Genomic DNA, 20,808 nt, shown 5'->3' on the forward strand with positions numbered 1-20,808 from the left:
GATGAGCGCATCAACTCGTATTTCAGTACAAACCGAAAATTTTAGTGTTGGTGATGAATACCAATGGCTTTCAGAGTGTGACAGCGATGGTGCTGTTGTGACATTTACGGGTAAAGTTCGTAATCATAATCTCGGTGATGAAGTAAGTACGCTCACGCTTGAACACTATCCAGGAATGACTGAAAAAGCACTAACAGATATTGTGAATGAAGCTCGCTCTCGTTGGCCTTTACAGCGTGTAAGTGTTATTCACCGCGTTGGAACTTTGCATATTGGTGAAGAGATAGTGTTTGTCGGTGTCACCAGTTCTCATCGCAATAGTGCATTTGAATCTGCTGAATTTATTATGGATTTCTTAAAAACACGCGCACCATTTTGGAAAAAAGAAGGGCTTTCTGAAAACAACGACAGATGGGTTGATGCACGCCAAAGTGATTATGACTCGGCTGAGCGCTGGGAATAAATCATCACACTGAATTAAACGCTACATTACTTTACTTAAATTTATTTTATGGTGACATTTCATACAGTTTAATTCGTGGAAATGTAAAATCAGTGTGATAAAATTAAATTCTAATGAGTCCATAATGGACTTTTTACTGAAATAAACGTTATTGTTAAACCTAACGTTATCACTATGATTAAAGGGTAATCATCATGGATCGATTTTCACGTTCAAATGATTCAATCGTACAGCGCACAGGTTCTGGCCTACAAACCTTTATGGCTCAGGTTTATGGTTGGATGACTGTAGGTCTGTTACTCACTGCGTTTGTTGCACTCTACGTTGCATCAAGCGAAGCATTATTATCAATGATTTTTTCTAGCAAGGTCGTCTTTTTTGGTCTGATCATTGCTCAATTAGGGTTAGTTTTCGTGTTATCTGGTATGGTTCATAAAATGAGTGGCGCAATGGCAACCTCATTGTTTATGCTCTATTCCGTGCTAACCGGTGTGACTATCTCAAGCGTATTACTGGTTTATACCGCATCTTCAATTGCTAGCACTTTCTTTATTTGTGCAGCGATGTTTGGTGCATTAAGTGTTTACGGTTACACGACTAAGCGTAGCTTAACGGGTATGGGTAGCTTCCTGTTTATGGGGCTTATCGGTATCATTATTGCTTCTATCGTGAATATCTTTATGCAAAGCTCAATGATGAGCATGGTTATCTCTTACGCTGGTGTGTTGATTTTCGCAGGTTTAACTGCTTACGACACACAAAAATTAAAAGATATGGGTAATGAAATTAACCAAGAAGATAAAGAAAATATGCGCCGTTACTCAATTATGGGTGCATTAACGCTTTATTTAGATTTCATCAACTTGTTCTTAATGTTACTGCGTATTTTAGGCGACCGTCGTTAATTTTAACGGTATCTACGGATAAACGTAGTTTAAAAACAGCATAAAAAATAAATCCCATAACTTTTATAAGTTGTGGGATTTTTTTGTGCATTTATTAAGAGAATTTTTCTGTCGCACATAATTGAAATAGAATGAAGTTTAATTATCTCGTAACCAAGGTGTAATAGTTAAACCTACTAAAGCTCCTTCAGGGCTTAATAACCGTGTGACAGTTTGTCCCCAAGGTTCAATTCGATTATCAACAAGCAGTTGATAGCCTTTTTGTTTTAAAGTTTGAGTGGCGGTATTAATATCTTCTACTTCAAATTCAACCCAATATTGTGGTATCGGCAGATCATTTGGCCAAACATCATTACCAAAGCAAGACATAGCGGCTTGCTCTAAAGGCCACAGTGCAAAATGTTTAACACCTTTTAATTCACCTTCTGATGTTGATAAATAATCACTATTATCTTCCATTGGTTTTAAAGGCAAATTAAGCGCATCTTTATAAAAAAGCTGGCTTTGTGCATTATTACGAGTAATAGAACCAAAACCGGCAACAAAGAGAATGTTTATACCAGAAATAGCAGGAGTCATAATATTCCCCTTATTGTTAAGTTAACCACTGTTTTAATATATTAATAATAATAGGTGAAAAGCTTTCTAGTTTTCCATCATCATTAGGTTTTGTTAGTTCTAGGATTAAATCATTAAGTAAATCATCATCTTCTAGTCCTTCACTAGGATCAATTCCATTAATAAATAAGATTTGTTCAATAGCGTGTTTTCTTTTACTGATTAATAAGTTATTGGGAAAAGTGCTAGAGCCTAAATTCAATATTTCAATTGCCTTTTCAGCACGGGATGTTACACCATTAACTCTACCACTAATTGAAAACTGTAATTCAGTCTCACACTCATCCATAAGTGGAGTAAGGGGAAGTGCGTGATGTTGATGAGAATCGCCGCATTGTTTCTTAGCATTGCAACTGGCGATAAGATTAGAGAACTCAAGCGTTTTATTTTGTGCTAATTGTTGAGGTTCGATATGTTCATTGTGGCAGTCATGAATTGATTTTATTTGCTGACAACAATGACCACATAAATAGAACTGCTCTTCTAGCAATACTTCTCTTATTTCTGTTCGAATTTCTGGGGTTAAATCAGCGTATTTTTTATATTTATTTTGCCTTTTCCATTGAGTTAAACTTGTGGGTTCATAATCATTTCTTTTGCTGATTTTTCTCAAGTTGAACTTCCTTTTTCTTTAGCAATAATCGTGCTTTAACTAGCTCAATATTATTTGTTGAAACATCTTGTTCTAATTCAGCTAATAAATCTTTTGCTGTTGCAATATCGGCATTTTGAATCGCATCAAGAATATCGCCGATTTGGCTTTGCACTTTTTGATTGATAAAGTCAGTATCCATAATTTCTGACAGTACGCTATTGATATCTTGCCCATAAAGTGAAGAGACTTTTTCAACCTGACCTTTTTCAATGCTGTAAACAAGAATATCTTTGTGATCGCTGATCAATAATGGTGAGTGTGTCGTTAATACAAATTGGCAGTTAGGAAAGGTTTTATCCAATAAAGCGATTAATCGTCGTTGCCATTGAGGGTTTAAGTGGATGTCAGGCTCATCAATTAAAATAATGCCTTTGCCCTTTAAGGGATTATCCAAAGTTGGATTTAAAATTGTTAAACGGCGTGCTATATCACCAACCATAGCAAGTAATGATTTTTCGCCATAAGAGAGTTGTTCAATAGAAAAGTGAGTACCGTCTTTCACTACTTTCATGGAAAGATCAGGTGTGCGCTCAATATAGATATTTTCAATCGTAGAACTGTCATCAGATAAGAAAATTTTAATGGCTTCACGTACAGCAGTTAATGCTTTATCTTGCAATTTCTTTTGCTCAGCTAACATACTTTGGTAAATTTCACTATTTACATCAGTATGTTTTTCTAACAATTTCATAATGCTTGTGTGAGGAGCCGTTTCATTTTCGATATCTTCACGGTAACGAAACCAAGCAAAGAAATCGGCATAATCTGTTTTAACTTCTAGAGCATCTTTATACGCGGATAAAATATCAAATTGACGGTTATTATTGGGCTGAATTGCGTTGTTGATTGTTGTGTCATAAGTATGGCGAGTTGCGCCATAATAAGCTGTGATGGGAAAATTTAATTCAATTTTTTCTTTTGATCGTAATGCATGGCGATATGAAGCAGAAAAATGATCTAATTGATTATCGCTAGCATAAGAAGAAAGTTTATTATTATCTGTTAAATAGCGCGCTGTTGTTAAATCAAAATCTAAAGTATTTTTATCTATATTTGAAGAGTGATTAATCAAAGTAATATTTGTTTTTTCTTTTTTATTAAAAGAAATTGTGGCGACTTCAGATAAAAGATTAATTTTAGCTTTAGTAATTAATTTCCCTTCCGCATTTTTATCTTCCAGCTTCGCTACAAACCAACTTAAACCTGTTGCAATCGCATCTAAAATACTGGTTTTCCCTGAACCATTATTACCAATAAATACAGTAATATTTGAGCCATTCTCGTTGCCATCTTTTGTGGCTAACGTGATGTCAGCATCAGTAAAAACACCATAATTTTCAAGTCGTAGTTTGCTGATTTGCATATTGCACGCCTATTGATTTTTTCTTTGGTATCAGTCTATTAGAGTTAGTTATCAAAGTACAGATTTTAAGCTATCTTCCTTTGGAAAAGATAATAGGCAATGCTACCCGTTCCTACAGCAATCACCAATAAAGGCCATAAACTGTGCCATATAACAGTGATGTCGGCATTTTTAAGGTAAATCTGTTTTGTGATATCGGTGAAATGGCGAATTGGGTTTATCCATGTGGCATGTTGTAGCCAAACGGGCATGTTTTCTACGGGGGAAATATAGCCAGATAATAAAACAGCGGGCATCATAAACACAAAGACACCAATAAAAGCCTGTTGCTGTGTCGAGCTTAATGCGGATATTAGCAAACCAAAACCCACCAGCGATAAGCCATAAATCAGCATGGTAAAGTAAAACAGCAATAATGAGCCAGAAAAGGGAATTTGATAACCAAATATACCAATAATTAACACGATAGTGCCTTGAATGGCAGCAACGACCATTGCTGGAACGGCTTTACCGACAAAGATTTGCCATGTTGAGAGAGGCGAAACTAACAGTTGATCTAACGTGCCTTGTTCGCGCTCTCTAGCAACAGAAAGTGAAGTCACAATCATGACGCCAATGGTAATAATTAATGCGACTAAAGAGGGCACAATAAACCATTTGTAATTTAAATTCGGGTTATACCAATTACGAACAACAAGTTCTGTTTTATTCAGTAAAGAAGGTGTATTGCCTGCTAATTCAGTTTGATAGTTTTGTACGATTTGCTGTACATAATTAGCGGCAATTTGCGCACTATTAGAATTTCGACCATCTAGGATTATTTGTAATTTAACAGGGACATGGCTTTCTAAATCGGCGCTAAAATTCTGTGGAAAACGAACTAATAAAAGCGCTTTACGATTATCAATAGCCTCTTTTATTTCATGTTCATTTTTAAGCAAAAGAGTTTGAGAGAATGCACTTGCTTTGGCGATACGCTGGGTTAACTCAATAGATTGTTTACCATTATCTTCATCAAAAATGGCAATAGAGGCATTGGTAACATCTAATGTTGCGGCAAATGGAAATAAGATCATCTGAAAGATAACTGGCATTATTAAGATAATGCGAGTTTGAGGCTCTTGTAATAATGACTGTAACTCTTTCATTATCAGGGTGAGAAGACGATAAAACATAAATACTCTCCCTTTAATCTAATCGACGTCGTGTTGCTAACGCCGTTAAGCCAATAAAGAATATGGCAGAAACGATCAACAACCACATATCTAACATTAATATCAATGGAATATCGCCAGCTAAAAATAGTGTTTGCAAACTACTCACAAAATAACGCGCAGGAATAAAATAGGTCACTACTTGAATAAAAAATGGCATGCTATCAATTTCAAAAACAAAGCCTGATAACATAATTGCAGGCAAAAATGCAGCATTTAACGAAATCATCGCGGCATTAAATTGATTACGCGTTAGTGTGGAAATAAGTAATCCCATACCTAAAGCAGTAGCTAAAAAGAGCGACGTAATGCCACCTAAAATCCACAATGATCCCCGATAGGGCACACCAAGCACAAATACAGTGACTACCATACATAGCACCATGACAAAACTCCCTAACACTTGGTAAGGAATAAGTTTTGAGAGAAGAAGCTCAGTACGTGTAATTTGAGTGGAAAGTAAGGCTTCCATAGTGCCTCTTTCCCATTCACGAGCAATCACTAACGAGGTAAGAATAGCCCCCACTACCGTAATAATAATGGTGACGGCACCTGGAATAATATAGTGCTGACTAATTGCGGCAGGGTTAAACCAATAGCGAGGTTCGATTTCAATTAATGGCGTTGTATCAATACCTTTACTGATAGCCTGTTGTTGTAACCATATTTGCCAAACCCCTTTTGTGTAAGCTTGTACAAAGTTTGCCGTATTAGGCTCACTGCCATCGGTGATCACTTGAATGGGGGCTTTAGTATCTTGGCGAGCAAGTAATTCAGCAAAATTAACAGGAATAACCACAATGCCACGGATTTGCCCCGCCTGCATTTTATCAATTAATAATTGTCGATTATCGCTAATAGTTGCATTGATATAGGGTGAATTTGTGAAGGTGTAAACAAGTTCTTGTGCTGGTTGGCTTTGTTGATTAGTTAAAATGCCAATATTTAATTTGCTTGAGTCTAGATTAATGCCATATCCAAAAATAAACAGCAAAGTAAGTGGGATAACAATAGCAATTAGGGCACTGCTGGGATCACGAGTAATTTGCTTTGTTTCTTTTAAACACAGTGCGTATAAACGTCGCCAAGAAAAGCGGGCATGAGATGATTGAGCTGAATTATGCATGTTTTTCGCTCCCTTTATCATTTTCACTTTCAAGTTTTTTATCGTAATCCAGCACTAAACCAATAAAGGCATCTTCCATTGAAGGGGTTGGATTATCTTTGCTGGCAACCATTTTTTTCAGAGAATCAGGCTCGCCAGCTGCAATGATTTTGCCTCGATAAACCAAACCAATGCGATCGCAATACTCTGCTTCATCCATAAAGTGAGTGGTAACCATCACGGTCACTCCTTTATCCACCATGCCATTAATATGTAGCCAAAACTCTCTTCGCGTTAATGGGTCAACACCTGATGTAGGCTCATCTAAAAAGAGAATATCAGGCTCGTGCATTAATGAGCACGCAAGGGCAAGGCGTTGTTTATAACCTAAAGGTAAGGTTTCAGTGATTTGATTCACCATCGGCTGTAAACCAAAGGCAGTTATCATATCGTTGATTTTATCGCGTTGTTGTTTGCCATGTAAGCCATAAACACCTGAGAAGAATTTCAAGTTTTGTCCCACTTTAAGGTTGCCATAAAGTGAGAATTTTTGTGCCATATAACCTAAATGTTGACGCGCTTTTCCAGAGCTCTCTTTCAAGTCCATACCTAGCACAAGGGCTTTACCGCTGGTGGGGACTAATAAACCACACATCATTTTAAAGGTTGTCGATTTACCTGCACCGTTAGGGCCTAATAAACCGAAAATTTCACCACGTTTAACTTGGAAATCGACATGATCAGTCGCTGCAAATTGACCAAACATTTTGGTTAACTGTTGCGCTTCAATCACGGTTTCATTAGGTGCGGGAGGGATCTGAGGCATAATTTCAGCTAATTCAGATTTATGAGAAGGACCGCCTCCTAATAAATCTATAAAAGCATCTTCAAAGCGAGGTGTAGCAGGAATAAGCTTCGTATCAGATTTACCCAAAGCGCTTAGTAATTCAGTTTGATTATTCTGTTTTTTCAGGATCAAACGAACGGATTGCCCTTGAATAACGCCATCCGTAACTTGAGGTTGAATAATGGCCTGTTGTAACACTTTTCTACGCTGATGACCTTCAACATTAAGTAGAAAAGAGCGACCTGCCATTTTTGCTGTTAAATCTTGAGGAATACCACTATAAAGTAGCTCTCCTTTGTTAAGTAAGAGAATGTTTTTACATTGCTCTGCTTCATCAAGATAAGAGGTACTCCATAGTATCAACATGCCATCGCTGGCCAAAGCATGCACCATTTGCCAAAGCTCACGGCGTGCAATGGGATCGACACCCACGCCTGGCTCGTCAAGAAGCAGAACTTTAGGACTACCTAATAAAGTACAAGCCAGCCCAAGCTTTTGTTTCATGCCTCCAGACAGATTACCTGCAAGGCGAGATGTAAAGCGAGTGAGATCAGTAAAAGTGAGCAGTTGTTGATAAACTTTTTTACGCTCTTCACCCACGACATTTTTTAAATCAGCATAAAGATTGAGGTTTTCTAATACTGTTAAATCTTCATACAGACCAAATTTTTGTGGCATATAGCCAAGAATAGCTCTGACATCGACACTCTGTTTTTGCGGATCCATTCCTAAAATACGAATATCACCAGCATCAGGCTTTAATAAGCCTGCAAGCATACGAATTAAGGTTGTTTTGCCTGCGCCATCAGGGCCAACTAAACCCGTCACAGAGCCACCTGTAATGGTGGCTGTTAATGACGAAACAGCGGGGCTTTCCAGTCCTGTAAAGTGTTTTTCAACACCGAGAAGTTCGATAGTGTAATCAGCGAGTCCCATTTTTCCCCCACACTTAATGAGAGGAAGCAAATTTTAAGGTGACAGGCATACCTTGGCGTAATGCGTCATCAGCATCCGTCACAACTACTCTGAGGCGATATACTAAATCGGTTCTTAACTCCGGTGTTTCAACACTTTTTGGGGTAAATTCGGCTGTTGGTGAAACAAATCCAATCGTACCGTGATAAGGTTTATCTTTACGTCCATCGGTGTATAGATAAACTTCTCGATTAGGAACAGCTTCGCTTAAGTGAGTTTCACTGATATAAGCTCTGACCCAAACAGGGTTAGTTAATGACACCGTAAATACAGGGCTTCCAGCCGATAATATTGTACCGGGTTCCACCGCTCGAGTTAGCACAGTACCTTGTGATGGAGAGATTAGTTGCGTGTCTTGGAGGTTTAATTCAGCTTGTGCAACAGCGGCTTTAGCTTGCATAACTTGTCCTTTCGCCGCATCAATGTCTTCTTTTCGATAACCATTTTGATACTGATTGAGCTTATCTTGTGCCGCTTTTAAGGCAGCCGCCGCTTGATTGCGATTATTTCTTGCGCTATCTAAATCATTGGCTGAGATGACTTTTCGGTTAGCAAGATCTTGCTGACGTTTATAAAAGTTTTCTGCATATTGCCAAGCGGCTTGCTTTAATGACACATCAGATTGAGCTTGCGCGATTTCTTCAGTGCGATATCCCGCTTCCATTAAGGCTAATGCGGCGATAGCACTATCTCGTTCGCCATATGCTTTGTTAAGCGCATTACGATAAGGTGCATCGTCGAGCTGACCTAATAATTGTCCTTTTTCAACGGGCGCACCCTCATCAACATGCAATGTATCTAATTTTCCAGCAACACGAAAACTAAGATTGACTGTACGGATATCGACATTGCCATAGAGTACTAATTCAGACTCTTTGTTTTCTTCGTAATAATAGATACCTGCAACAATACTGATAATAATCATTAAGATGATAAAGAAACTGATTTTTTTAGTTTTCATAATAACTCTATTTATGCGTGATGAGTGTTAGTGTAAATCTCTCTTAATCCATTGAGTAATAAAGTAATATGAGTTTTTAACGTGTTGGAGATAATCTGATACTCATTCTTACCAATTCTATCCCATCCCGTTTGTCTTAGAATGGTTTCCCTTACTAAGCGAAATGATAACACTTCTCCTAATATAGCGTGAGTATGTAGCATTGTTGCAGGAAGTGTTTCATCTAAACCGATATAAATAGCTAATAACTTGTTTACTCGCCTTAAAAGTGGCGATAACGCTTGCTGGTGGATAAGAGAATACGCTTCGGTAGGGACAAGCTGTTCCCTTGCCATAATGCGACTAAGATGAATATTTTCTTTATCAAGCACAAGACGAGCATATTGTAAAAAACTATCTGTAATAAGCGTTTGCAGTAATGGGAGGTGTTCTACTGGGTTAGGCCGTTCAAGAAATTCGTCAAGAATGACCACGGTCGGTTCAAAATCAAGGCGAATAAGATCAGCAATATGTTGTGCAACGGCGAGATATAGCCCTTCTTTGGAACCAAAATAATAAGCGATAGCGGCAATATTTTGTTGAGCAGCTTGTGCAATTTGGCGTGTTGTGGCGGCATCTGGCCCATTTTTACCAAAGATCTCACATGCCGCTTCCAATAATTGTCGTTTTGCTAGTTCACCGCGCGTTGTCTTCTGGTGGATGTCTGACATGATAGAAGATACCTTACTTAAGTAAAATGTAACAAAACCAATGATATTAAAAACAGCGATAACAAGGCGTATTATATTAGATGATATTGAACAATAGGGAAAATTTGTGATAAATAATCGAATAAAGCTGATGTGTAATAAAAAAAGTGTAATCTATTATTGAAAATTATTTTTGTATTCTGAATATAGCAAAAACTGTTAGAATAGGTGTTATTAGGTTAACCTAACAAGATTCATTCTCTTTCATCACTGTCTATACCTAGAAATGATAGTACCTATAGAGTAATAATGCCTATAGATTGACAGTATGAAAGCCCGTCATTTTTAATTTCAATCACCGTGTTATACGTTCTGGTTGTAGGAGACTACTGTTTTGACCGATTTTACATCGCTTGGTTTAAGTGAGGCGCTTCTCCGCGCTATTGATGAACAAGGGTATAAAACCCCAACCCCTATTCAACAGCAGGCGATTGAGCCGATTTTGGCGGGTAAAGACGTATTAGCGAGTGCGCAAACAGGCACAGGTAAAACAGCAGCTTTTACATTACCAATACTGGAAAAGTTATCTCAATCAGCAGTAAAAACAAAAGGTCGTCAACCAGTTAAAGCGCTGATTTTGACACCAACGCGCGAGCTTGCGGCTCAAATTGCTGAAAACGTAAAAGCGTATAGCCGTTATATTCCTATTCGCTCGTTAGTCGTTTTTGGTGGTGTGAGCATTAATCCACAAATGATGAAGTTACGTGGTGGTGTTGATGTACTGATTGCAACTCCTGGACGTTTACTCGATCTTGAACATCAAAATGCGGTTGACCTTTCTCGCGTTGAAGTTTTAGTGCTTGATGAAGCTGATCGTATGTTAGACATGGGTTTTATCCACGATATTCGCCGTGTGATCAATAAATTACCGAAAAAACGTCAAAACTTACTGTTTTCAGCGACGTTCTCTAAAGAGATCACGGGGCTTGCTAATTCACTATTAAATAACCCTGTGAGTATTTCAGTTGCGCCAAAAAACTCGGCTGCTGAATCTGTTGATCAATATGTTCATTTAGTGGATAAAAAACGTAAAACAGAGTTGTTATCACACTTAATTGGCTTAGAAAATTGGCCACAAGTGCTTATTTTTACACGTACTAAACACGGGGCGAATAAGCTTGCTGAACATTTAAATGCCGATGGTATTAAATCAGCTGCTATTCATGGCAATAAAAGCCAAGGTGCGAGAACGCGTGCTTTAGCTGACTTTAAAGACGGCAAATTAAAAGCGTTAGTAGCAACAGATATTGCGGCTCGAGGTCTTGATATCGACCAACTGCCTTATGTGGTCAATTTTGAATTACCGCAAGTGGCAGAAGATTATGTTCACCGTATTGGTAGAACGGGTCGTGCTGCTGCAACGGGTAAGGCTATTTCACTTGTTTGTGTTGATGAACATGGTTTATTAGCTGATATTGAACGTCTATTAAAACGCGAAATTCCACGTTTAGCATTAGAAGGTTACGATCCTGATCCTTCAATTAAAGCGGCTCCTTTACATAAAAAACCAAAGAATAATGCACCGCGTAGAAGTGGTGGTCGTGCAGATATTCGCGGTAAAGATAATCGCAACAATAGTCGTAAAGAGGGCGATAGCGAAGGTAAAGAGTCTGGACGTAATAAAAGCAAAGAAAACTACCGTAATAAAGATGGCTCTCGTACCGGAAAATTAGGGCCTCGCCGTTCACGTAAAAGTGATGAAGGTAGTGATAATCAAAGCCCTTGGTCAAAAGCTAGAAAAGAGTTTTGAGGTTAAAAAGTGCGAGTTCTATTAGCGCCAATGGAGGGGGTTTTAGACCCCCTTGTGAGAGAATTACTCACTTCGATTAACGATTACGATCTCTGTATTACAGAGTTTGTACGAGTTGTAGACTCATTACTGCCAACGAAAGCGTTTTATCGCTTATGCCCTGAATTGCAGACAGAAAGCCGTACTAAAAGTGGAACTCTGGTGCGAGTGCAATTATTAGGACAACATCCACAGTGGTTGGCTGAAAATGCTTTTAGAGCTGTTTCTTTAGGCTCTTGGGGCGTTGATTTAAACTGCGGTTGCCCTTCAAAAACGGTTAATGGCAGTGGTGGTGGAGCTTCACTTTTAAAACAGCCAGAAACGATTTATCAAGCCACAAAAGCGATGCGTGATGCTGTACCTTTAGAATTGCCAGTATCAGTTAAAGTGAGACTAGGCTGGGATTCTTCAGCGTATAGCCATGAAATTGCAGATGCCGTGGCACAAGGTGGTGCAACAGAAATCACTGTTCATGGCAGAACAAAAGAAGATGGTTATAGCGCGGAAAAAATCAATTGGCAGGCCATTGGTGAGATCCGCCAAAGACTCTCTATTCCTGTGATTGCTAATGGTGAAATTTGGAACCGTGAAGACGCATTAGCCTGCTTAGCCACAACAGGTTGCGATGCGATAATGATTGGTCGTGGTGCAATGAATACCCCTAACTTAAGCCGAGTTGTAAAAGGCATAGAAGCTAGAATGCCATGGTCAGAGGTTATCCAACTATTAAAGCGCTATGTTCGTTTAGAAAAGCGCGGTGATACGACGATTTATCATGCATCACGTATTAAGCAGTGGTTTAGCTATTTACGCAAAGAGTATCCAGAAGCCGATGAGTTATTTAGGCAAATTCGAACACTAAAAACCTCGCCAGAAATCGCTGTAGCAATAGAAGCGTTGTAATTTAAAAATCATCTCATTTGATAAAAAAATAGTGCTAATTAATCAGCGCTATTTTTTTGTTTGCTAAGTCATAATCTTTCTGTTTATCTTAAATATAATGTTACTTATCTCCAATAATTGGAAAAAATAACTATTTCGACTTACACTCAATAAGTGACATTTTTAGGTATGTTGTTTATATCATGACTATTTTTAGGGGGAAATATGGGAATTATTGCTTGGATTATCTTTGGTTTGATCGCGGGTATTTTAGCGAAATTCTTAATGCCTGGCTCTTATGATATTGGTCTGATATGGACTTGTATTCTGGGTATTGTCGGTGCCGTTGTGGGTGGTGCAATTAGTAGCTTCTTTGGTAAAGGTAAAGTAGACGGATTTAATTTTGGCAGCTTTGTAGTTGCGGTTATTGGTGCCATTGTTGTGCTCTATCTTGCAAAGATATTTGCAAGTTAATACTTTCACGCCAAACAGAGAGTGATAATAAACCCGCGTAATGCGGGTTTACTTTTTTAAGGCAAAAGCTGATTAAATTAGCATTCACAAGGGAGGGCACTTTCAGCGCCCCATTGCGCCCAAGAGCCGTCATAAAGTGCAATAGATTGGCAACCGAGTACCGTTAACGCTAAAAATAAAATAGCTGCTGTCATGCCTGAGCCACAAGTAACAATGATTGGCTGTGATAAATCCACGCCTGCTTGCTCAAATATTTGCTTCAGTTCCGCATTATCTTTTAATTGCCCATCAGTCACTAATTCATTCCAAGGTACATTTTTACTGCTGGGAATATGTCCACTGCGCAAACCAGGGCGAGGTTCTGGTGCTCTGCCATAAAATCTGTCTGCCGAACGAGCATCTATCATCTGTTTTTGTTTGGTATTGAGATTATCAAGAAGCTGTTGTTTATTGGCATAATGTTGAGTATGACGCTCAACCACAAAAGGCGAAGTTGCTGGCGTAGCAATGACTTCACCTTGTTGGATTTCAAATCCAGCATCAATCCAAGCTTGTAATCCACCCGCTAAAATACGCACATTGCGACAACCTAATGTCGTGAATGTCCACCAGCCTCGTGGCGCTGAAAATAAATTACCTTGATCATAAATAATGACAGTAGTGGTATTAGAAATACCTAATTGCGTCAACGTTTCTGAAAATAGTGCATCAGAAGGTAACATATGGGGGAGTGACGTGGTTTTATCGGCGACTTCATCAAGATCAAAAAAATGCGCATGTGGAATATGACGTTCAAGATAAAGTGCTGAATAGTCAATGTCTTGTGTTGGCATCGGCGCACTGACATCAAGGATCACAAGGTCGCTATCATTTTGATGTTCAAATAGCCATTGGGGCGTGACAAAGTAATCATATTCCATAGGGCAACCTCATTTATTTTGTTGAAGGTGAGCTGTCGGGTATTGCTGGAAATTGTTGTGTTGGCGATGTTTCAGGTTGAGCTTGTTTGTTTTCTATTGGTGTAGTTGAACGGGTATAAATATTTAATCCCGCAAGGAAAACGCCACCGATAGAGCCAAAAGCAAGTAGTGCGATAACAACGATAATTATTTTTTTCATAATGTTCATTTGCAGATGAATGTTGCGCAAAAGTATATCGAGATATGAGGTTGAAACAAGCGCTAAGTCTCCAGATTGAGGAAAAATACAGAATAAAGGAGAGGCGTTCTATCGCGTTAAATAGGGTGAATAGAGATGTAAAAAAGGCTATTTACCTTTATAAATAGCCTTAATTACAGTACAAGTTGTGTTAATGATTTCAATCAAAGGTTACAGTCAATGATAAGAAAAACCCCTTAAACTCAGGAGTAAATGAGTTTAAGGGAAAGGGGTAACGCAACTTAAGACTTCATTTAAAATACAACTTAATTTTTACGAGTAAAGGAACCAGAATGTCATTGCTAAGTTCACAATGGCTGCCACAGCCATAGGAATAGCGGTTCGTTTAACTATTTGGAATGGTGAAACATTCGCAATACCTGCAATGGCGACGATGGCTGCGGTAATCGGTGAAACAGTACGACCAAAGCTTGTCATAATTTGCATAGGTAGAATTAAGGTAATGACATCCACTTTTAAGAAAGCCGCAATTTTCGGTGTTAAGGCTGCAAATGAGAAGAATGCAGCATTACCAGAGCCCATTAAGAATGCCGCTAAGGCAAGAATGGCACTCATCACAAGGATCATGGCGACAACACCGAAACCTGCATCTTGAGCAGAGCTAATAAGTGTATCGACTGCACCACTTTTTAATAAACCATTAGCAAAAAACTCACCCGATACAATTAACGATACCACTAAGACAAATTGCTTACCCATTCCTTCAAAAAACAGCATAAAGCTATTCATTACGGCCTTTGCATCACGTAAACGAACATATTCAAAGAGAAGTGCAATCACTGTACTGATAACCATCGCTGTGGTGACTTCTAATTTAATATAAGGGTGTAATAAAGGACTAAAGCCAATAATGAGTACCAAAGGGATCACGGGTAATAAGGCATAAGACAGTGGAATTTTGTTTCCTTCTTCTTTAACTGCATCAATTGTTGTTGGGTCAAAAACAAATCCTTCACGTTTATCCCACCAGCGTTGAATAAAGAAATGGGTAATCGCAACAGCAATAATAATAGGAATAGTAATAGGCAACTGGTGCTGAACAAAATAAACGGCAGGTTCAATATCCGCAGTTTTTGCTGCCATAATGACGTTACCAGAGCCAGGACCATGGTCGATAAACTGGCAGCATCCAATAACCGCTAAAGCAGAAAGTGGGCTAATGCCAGAACGAATTAATATCGGATACATGGTGACCATTAATAGCATTCCCAAACCAGCATGACTTGGAATAAAAATAACCAAGATTTGGGTAACTAAAAATGAAATAACCAAAAGTAAATAAGGCGATTTAATTGCTTTTAAAGGTTTTTCAAAAATGGCAAATAAAGCACGGCTTGCGCCAACGTGTTCCATATAACGAGAGAAACCCGCAATAGCCATTAATGTTAAGCCCAGTCCCGCTAAGCGAGAACTCATAATATCCGTAAAGATTTGGAAAATATCAAAATACTTAAATTGCGTTGATTTATTTTCTGATAGTAACGGATTAAGATCGAGAGAAGCAGTTAGGAGCAGTAGCAATAAGCCCCCGAGTAATAATACTGGCTGAGGTTTATAACCTCTAGCCAGTAGATAAACCACCAACGCGGTTACCAGCGCGGCAATGATTAAACCTGTCATAGTAAATTCCCTAGTAGTGACGCAATAATATTGTTGTTATTTATTTAATGCTGAGAACGCTTGTGTAATGTCTGCAATTAAATCCTCAGTTGCTTCAAGCCCGATATGTAAACGAACAAAAGGACCGTGGCCTTCATGCCAATCAGAAGCACTTCTTGCTCCCGCAACATTTGCAGGTAAAGCAAGGCTTTCGAATCCACCCCAAGATGCACCAATACCAAAAAGTGTAAGAGCATCAATAAATTGTTCTGATTGTTTGGCGGTATAACCTTGTTTAAATTCAATGGTTAATAAACCGTTGCTGCCTTTACAATCACGTTTCCATAAATCATGACGAGGGTGATTAGGTAATTCAGGGAACCACACTTTTTCAACTTCAGGACGTGTTTCTAGCCATTGCGCAATAGCAAGAGCAGATTTGCCATGAGCTGCAATACGCTGTCCCAGTGTTCTCATACCACGAAGCACTAATGCCGCATCATCAGGGCTGCTGGCTTGACCTAATGCTTCAGGCAATGCACCAATTTTTTCCCATGCTTTTTCATTCGCAACCATAATTCCCATCATCACATCAGAGTGGCCGCATAAATATTTAGTCGCTGCAATAACTGAGACATCAGCACCTAATTCCAGCGGGTTATAAAGCCATGCAGAGCCCCAAGTATTATCAACACCAACAGGAATATTTCTTTCATGCGCAATACGGCAGATTTCAGGTAAGTCGAGCATTTCATAAAGTAATGAACCCGGTGATTCGACAAAAATAAGCTGTGTATTGTCTTGAATTTTTTGCTCAAAATCTGAACCATCTGTTTTAAAGAAGCTATAAGCAATGTTATTGGGTTCAAGAAAAGCAGAGGCAATTTTACGCACGGGTTCATAAACAGAATCTGCAAATAAAACATGACCACCACTGCGAGCATATCCCATAATGGTCACAGCGATAGCTGCCAATCCAGTAGGGAACAGTTGAGCGCGATGGCCACCTTCTAGCTCAGTTACTAAAGCTTCCAGTGCAAAAGCGGTTTCAGTACCACGAGCGCCGTAACTCAATACGCGCTCTGTTGCACGACGATCACGGACATCACGCCAGCTTTTAATAGAATCAAAAACAATGGTGCTGGCTCTCATAACGGGTGGATTAACTGGACCTGAGGTTTTAATTTCTTGGCGTCCACTGTGTATCAGTTTTGTTTGTTTATTTTGTTTCATTATTAATATCTCCAAATATAGAAATAGAGTTCCCCGGTAATTAAATAAAACCTTTAATTACTTTTTTCTCTGCGCTTATTCTGTTTCTATTATTTATAACAAACTTATTTATTTTTAAAATAGCTCTTTTTAAAAAAAGATGATCTTCATCTAATTTTTTAGCATTAATTATTCTAATTAAATCTTAAATAACATTTAAGATTCAAAAGTTATAACTAATAAATAAAGAGTTATTTGTAACATATTGAATTAATGTTATTTTTTGATTGATTAGAAATTTTTTAATTTAGATTAAAATTATCAAAGTGTTTTTTTAGAGATTATATTGCATAAATAAAATAACAATCTAACAAGTCGTTTGATTAAAAAAACGATTTTTTTATTATTCTTTTAACAGGGGAAATAATTATGGGAACCAGCGTTTTTGATTCGGTTTTATTAAAGAATTTATGGTCAACAGAAGAAATGAGAACTATTTTTTCTGATAAAACGAGAATGCAAAATTGGCTTGATTATGAAGCGGCATTAGCCATAGAACAAGCAGAATTAGGGTTGATCCCAAAAGAGGCGGCAAACGTTATTGCAGACACCGCAAAGCTTGAAAAGCTCGATATGGATTATGTATTAGAACAAGTGCGTTTGACTCGCCATCCATTAGTGCCAACTATTCGTGGTTTAGAACATGCTTGCCCTGAACATTATGGTGAATATGTTCACTTTGGACCAACCACACAAGATGTGATTGATACAGGTCTTGTACTGCAACTTAAAGATGCTCATCATACTTTCCTTCGTGATATCAAAATATTAGGTCGTTCATTATTATCATTAAGTGAAAAACACCGAAATACCCCAATGGTAGGGCGTACATTAGCATTACAAGCACTGCCAATCACTTTTGGTCATAAAACTGCAATTTGGTTAACAGAATTAGCCCGTCATTATCAACGTCTTAAAGAAATTGAACCACGTTTATTTGTGGGAAGTGTCGTCGGAGCGGTGGGCACAAAAGCCTCTTTAAGTGATAAGGCTGATGAATTAGAAGCGCGTGTATTAAAACGTTTAGGTTTAGGTGTGCCTGAAATTTCATGGCAACCTGCACGTGATAGATTTAGCGAATACGGCATGTTGATTGGCTTAATTAGCGGTACATTAGGTAAAATTGCCAATGAAATTTTGATATTAGCACATAACGAAATTGATGAATTATCAGAGCCTTTCAGCAAAGGACAAGTCGGTTCTTCAACGATGCCTCATAAACGCAATCCAGCTATTGTTGAAAATGCCGCTTGTGTCAGCAATACCTTAAAAGCAAACCTTTCTGTTTTAACCGATATGATGAAACATCAACACGAGCGTGATGGTGCAATCTGGAAAATGGAATGGAAAATCATGCCAGAACTGTGTCTGATGCTGTCTGTTATTTTTGATAATATGAAAACAGTATTAGGCGGGTTAAATGTTCATGTTGAAAAAATGCGCAAAAATATGGATATTTTGGGTGGCTTTATGCTGGCTGAACGCGTGATGTTTGCATTATCTGATAAGGCAGGTAAACAAACGGCACATGAAATTGTGTATGAAGCATCAATGTCAGGGCAAGAAGAGGGCATTACCTTCGTAGAAGCAATTAATCGTGATACACGTATTCGTGATCATATTACGCAAGAAGAACTTGATGCATTGTTAGATCCAACGACTTATGTGGGTAATGCGCCAGCTCAGGTTGATCGCGTTGTCGCACAAACCAAAGCCTCTGGCTGGTTAAATGACTAAGTGAATTAATTACCTCCAACCTTCTTATTATCTAAAAGCCGGTGATATTGCTGGCTTTTTCTTATCAATTTCGAGGTGTTTATGACATTGAGTCAGCAGTTAGCCCAATTTATTACCACAACCACATTTTCTGATTTACCTGCTCAAGTTGTTAGCCGAGCTAAAATTCATTTATTAGATACATTAGGTGTCGCTTTGGCTGGCAGTGTGCAGCAAAGTGCAATTCAAGGACGACAAGGCGTTGCTTTTTTACCTGATAGCCAAGGTGATATCCCTATTTGGGGAAATTCACAAACGGCAAGTACAACCGTGGCAGCTCTTGCCAATGGAATTGCAGCACATGCTTTAGATTTTGATGATACACATACCGATTCCATTACACATGGTAGTGCAGTATTAACACCGATTGCTTTTTCATTGGGTGAATCTATCGGTGCATCATCACAAGATATTTTAACGGCGTGGGTGATTGGCTGGGAAGTCGCGGCAAGAGTAGGCTTAGCAAGCCATAGTGGATTTCATCAGCGTGGTTTTCATGCCACCGCAATTGCTGGTATTTTTGGCGCAACGGCTTGTGCTGCTTCGCTATTAAAATTGACGCCTGAACAAACTGTGAATGCATTAGGGTTAACAGGAAGCCAAGCAGCAGGAGTAGCTGAATATCTTACTAATAGCTCATCTTCTAAATGCTTTCATGCGGGATGGGCTGCACAATCAGGTATTATCGCCGCATCATTAGCAAAAGGTGGAATGACAGGCCCTGAAACAATATTTGAAGGTCGGTATAGCCTTTATCAAACCCATGGTATTCGAGAGCAAGCGCAACCAGAACAAGTTGCATTGGGATTAGGTGAAGTATGGGAATTTTTAAATGTTTCTATTAAGCCTTATCCGGTGTGCCATTTTGCTCATGCAACGGTTGATTGTGGGCGTAATTTGCTGAAAAAAGGGATCACCGCTGATGATATCGAGAGTGTCGAGTGCGTTGTCGATCCAGTAGCTGCTGCTTTGATTTGTGAGCCACCTGAAACAAAATGGGCACCTCAAACAGCTTATGGCGCTAAATTTAGTTTACCGTGGTTATTTGCTGCGGGTTTTTTAGATAATGCATTAACACTATCTTCATTATTACCTGAAAACCTCCAACGGGAAGATATTCAATCGTTAGCGAAGCGTGTAAGTTATCGTTATCCCGAAAAAGGAGAAATTCCATTTCCTACTTATTTTCCCGGGTTAATTTTCGTGACATTAAAAAATGGCGAAAAGATCACGGAGAGATTAGATATTCAGTATGGTAACCCGAAGAATCCAATGACAGATAAAGATGTGATCAGTAAGTTTTACGATAATGCATCTTTGGTGATAGAAGCTGAACAATCGGCACAATTAGTTGAGAAAATACTGCATTTCGACAATGTAACTATTTCAGAAATAACACAATTATTACGTGTTAAAAAATAGAAGGTTAAGCTGAAATAGTATAAACAAGATTATTGTGTGAAGGATTGGTTTTATTTGCCAATCCTTTATCTATTGCCTTGCACACATAAATTCAGATGTACAAACTATCTTTTCCCCAATTTTCACCGTACCTGAAAAGCTAACAATAGTGCGTCGCTGTCGGCGAAATTGGATCTCAATAACTAGCTGATCGCCTGCTTTTACCGCATCATAAAACCGAGCATTCTTTATGCTGGCAAAATAACATTGCTGATCCTCACTCATAGGTGAAAGGTAGTAATGTGCAAGAATGCCCGAAGCTTGAGCCATGCTTTCAAGAAGTAATAAAGGTGGGTAGAACTCGCCAAAAACAACGGTATCATTGGTTGTGACATTTTTGATGGCGGTTAATTTGCCACTGGCAAGCTCAGTTGGCTCAGAAATAACGCGATCAATTAATAAGAATGGATAACGATGAGGCAATATTTCCATTATTTCACTGATGGAAATGGGCATATATTTTCTCCTCGTTATGATGATAGAACAAATAGGCTTTTTACAATAAAGGTGGCTATTATTCC

At 38.6% G+C, this 20,808-nt stretch carries 20 protein-coding genes; 7 read left to right on the forward strand and 13 right to left on the reverse strand.

Features of this window, described 5'->3' with window-relative positions:
* Position 1: 1 nt before the first annotated feature.
* Together moaE and ACNART_RS06825 are read left to right on the forward strand one after the other, a co-directional pair.
* Entirely contained in the window at positions 2-463 is a 462-nt protein-coding gene (gene moaE / locus ACNART_RS06820; protein ID WP_098943826.1) for a molybdopterin synthase catalytic subunit MoaE, read from the forward strand.
* Between the two features lie 194 nt (positions 464-657).
* Positions 658-1,368: a Bax inhibitor-1 family protein gene (locus tag ACNART_RS06825; RefSeq protein ID WP_109373985.1), complete on the forward strand. Its 711-nt coding sequence runs from the start codon at positions 658-660 to the stop codon at positions 1,366-1,368.
* 138 nt (positions 1,369-1,506) lie between these two features.
* Here ACNART_RS06825 and ACNART_RS06830 read toward each other — a convergent pair whose 3' ends face one another.
* The 8 genes from ACNART_RS06830 to cecR all read right to left on the reverse strand — a co-directional run bounded on the left by ACNART_RS06830 (position 1,507) and on the right by cecR (position 9,816).
* The gene (locus ACNART_RS06830; RefSeq protein ID WP_198630444.1) at positions 1,507-1,947 is read right to left on the reverse strand and encodes a glyoxalase; all 441 of its coding nucleotides are present in this window, start codon (positions 1,945-1,947) and stop codon (positions 1,507-1,509) included.
* 16 nt (positions 1,948-1,963) lie between these two features.
* Positions 1,964-2,599 (reverse strand): retron system putative HNH endonuclease, encoded by a 636-nt coding sequence (locus tag ACNART_RS06835; protein WP_198626136.1) that lies wholly within the window; start codon positions 2,597-2,599, stop codon positions 1,964-1,966.
* The gene (locus tag ACNART_RS06840; RefSeq protein ID WP_416303484.1) at positions 2,574-4,004 is read right to left on the reverse strand and encodes an AAA family ATPase; all 1,431 of its coding nucleotides are present in this window, start codon (positions 4,002-4,004) and stop codon (positions 2,574-2,576) included. Before ACNART_RS06840 ends, ACNART_RS06835 begins: the two co-directional genes overlap by 26 nt.
* Before the next feature lie 65 nt (positions 4,005-4,069).
* Positions 4,070-5,179 carry an ABC transporter permease gene (locus tag ACNART_RS06845; protein ID WP_198620442.1) on the reverse strand — a complete coding sequence of 370 codons (1,110 nt, stop codon included), beginning with the start codon at positions 5,177-5,179 and terminating at the stop codon, positions 4,070-4,072.
* Between the two features lie 13 nt (positions 5,180-5,192).
* A complete protein-coding gene (locus ACNART_RS06850) occupies positions 5,193-6,344 on the reverse strand; it encodes an ABC transporter permease (RefSeq protein WP_109373988.1) in 1,152 nt (383 codons plus the stop codon).
* On the reverse strand, positions 6,337-8,106 hold the full coding sequence (locus ACNART_RS06855; protein ID WP_349443176.1) for an ATP-binding cassette domain-containing protein: 1,770 nt from the start codon (positions 8,104-8,106) through the stop codon (positions 6,337-6,339). Before ACNART_RS06855 ends, ACNART_RS06850 begins: the two co-directional genes overlap by 8 nt.
* Positions 8,107-8,119: 13 nt before the next feature.
* Entirely contained in the window at positions 8,120-9,106 is a 987-nt protein-coding gene (gene hlyD / locus ACNART_RS06860; protein WP_198620443.1) for a secretion protein HlyD, read from the reverse strand.
* Positions 9,107-9,117: 11 nt separating this feature from the next.
* The gene (gene cecR, locus ACNART_RS06865) at positions 9,118-9,816 is read right to left on the reverse strand and encodes a transcriptional regulator CecR (RefSeq protein WP_198620444.1); all 699 of its coding nucleotides are present in this window, start codon (positions 9,814-9,816) and stop codon (positions 9,118-9,120) included.
* 373 nt (positions 9,817-10,189) lie between these two features.
* Here cecR and rhlE point away from each other — a divergent pair, with 373 nt between their 5' ends.
* From rhlE to ACNART_RS06880, 3 genes are all read left to right on the forward strand, one after another.
* Positions 10,190-11,605: an ATP-dependent RNA helicase RhlE gene (rhlE, locus tag ACNART_RS06870; RefSeq protein WP_196534301.1), complete on the forward strand. Its 1,416-nt coding sequence runs from the start codon at positions 10,190-10,192 to the stop codon at positions 11,603-11,605.
* 9 nt (positions 11,606-11,614) lie between these two features.
* The gene (gene dusC, locus ACNART_RS06875) at positions 11,615-12,547 is read left to right on the forward strand and encodes a tRNA dihydrouridine(16) synthase DusC (protein ID WP_198620445.1); all 933 of its coding nucleotides are present in this window, start codon (positions 11,615-11,617) and stop codon (positions 12,545-12,547) included.
* Between the two features lie 204 nt (positions 12,548-12,751).
* Positions 12,752-13,000: a GlsB/YeaQ/YmgE family stress response membrane protein gene (locus tag ACNART_RS06880; protein ID WP_075672760.1), complete on the forward strand. Its 249-nt coding sequence runs from the start codon at positions 12,752-12,754 to the stop codon at positions 12,998-13,000.
* Positions 13,001-13,077: 77 nt separating this feature from the next.
* On the opposite strand, the gene sseA is transcribed toward ACNART_RS06880, so the two are convergent.
* The 4 genes from sseA to metC form a co-directional block, all read right to left on the reverse strand.
* On the reverse strand, positions 13,078-13,920 hold the full coding sequence (sseA, locus tag ACNART_RS06885) for a 3-mercaptopyruvate sulfurtransferase (protein WP_368927157.1): 843 nt from the start codon (positions 13,918-13,920) through the stop codon (positions 13,078-13,080).
* 13 nt (positions 13,921-13,933) lie between these two features.
* Positions 13,934-14,119 (reverse strand): hypothetical protein, encoded by a 186-nt coding sequence (locus tag ACNART_RS06890; RefSeq protein ID WP_100159496.1) that lies wholly within the window; start codon positions 14,117-14,119, stop codon positions 13,934-13,936.
* 312 nt (positions 14,120-14,431) lie between these two features.
* Entirely contained in the window at positions 14,432-15,799 is a 1,368-nt protein-coding gene (gene dcuC, locus ACNART_RS06895; RefSeq protein WP_368927154.1) for a C4-dicarboxylate transporter DcuC, read from the reverse strand.
* A gap of 36 nt (positions 15,800-15,835) precedes the next feature.
* Entirely contained in the window at positions 15,836-17,011 is a 1,176-nt protein-coding gene (gene metC, locus ACNART_RS06900) for a cystathionine beta-lyase (RefSeq protein WP_198620447.1), read from the reverse strand.
* A gap of 408 nt (positions 17,012-17,419) precedes the next feature.
* Here metC and purB point away from each other — a divergent pair, with 408 nt between their 5' ends.
* Positions 17,420-18,787, forward strand: a complete 1,368-nt coding sequence (gene purB, locus ACNART_RS06905) for an adenylosuccinate lyase (RefSeq protein WP_160230094.1) — start codon at positions 17,420-17,422, stop codon at positions 18,785-18,787.
* 81 nt (positions 18,788-18,868) lie between these two features.
* Positions 18,869-20,248, forward strand: a complete 1,380-nt coding sequence (locus tag ACNART_RS06910; protein ID WP_311748469.1) for an MmgE/PrpD family protein — start codon at positions 18,869-18,871, stop codon at positions 20,246-20,248.
* 69 nt (positions 20,249-20,317) lie between these two features.
* On the opposite strand, the gene fabZ is transcribed toward ACNART_RS06910, so the two are convergent.
* On the reverse strand, positions 20,318-20,743 hold the full coding sequence (gene fabZ / locus ACNART_RS06915; RefSeq protein WP_198620449.1) for a 3-hydroxyacyl-ACP dehydratase FabZ: 426 nt from the start codon (positions 20,741-20,743) through the stop codon (positions 20,318-20,320).
* Between the last annotated feature and the right edge of the window lie 65 nt (positions 20,744-20,808).

Origin of the sequence: Proteus sp. LHD240705 (assembly GCF_047921555.1) — a bacterium.
Taxonomy (GTDB): domain Bacteria; phylum Pseudomonadota; class Gammaproteobacteria; order Enterobacterales; family Enterobacteriaceae; genus Proteus.